This window comes from Undibacterium sp. Di27W, assembly GCF_049340345.1.
Lineage (GTDB): Bacteria > Pseudomonadota > Gammaproteobacteria > Burkholderiales > Burkholderiaceae_D > Undibacterium.
On the sequence record NZ_JBMPOS010000146.1, the window covers coordinates 1 to 313 of the forward strand.

The 313-nt window shown below is 55.6% G+C and carries 1 protein-coding gene; it reads left to right on the plus strand.

Going from position 1 to position 313, the window contains the following annotated elements; all coding sequences use genetic code 11:
• Positions 1-203: hemolysin III family protein (locus tag ACO0LF_RS31675; protein WP_423021415.1), on the plus strand; the 203-nt coding region annotated here is incomplete at its 5' end.
• Between the last annotated feature and the right edge of the window lie 110 nt (positions 204-313).

Below are 313 nucleotides of genomic sequence, written 5' to 3' on the forward strand. Positions count from 1 at the left end.
GCGTGATCGCTGCTAAACCGCTCATCAATGCGCTCACAATGGACGGCTTCTGGTGGCTGGCAGCAGGTGGTGCGCTCTACACCGGCGGCATCGCGTTTTATGCCACAGATCACAAATGGCGCCACGGACACGGAGTTTGGCACCTGTTCGTGCTCGGCGGAAGCATGTGCCATTTTGGCGCCGTATTGCTGTACGTGGCCTAGTAGAGAGCTGAGCAAAGTCTTCTGTCAGGCGGGCTATTTGACTTCGTCCTAGTCTATCGATTGGATCAACTGGCGCTATGTAGCCCCTGGGTTTCCAGACATAGACACAA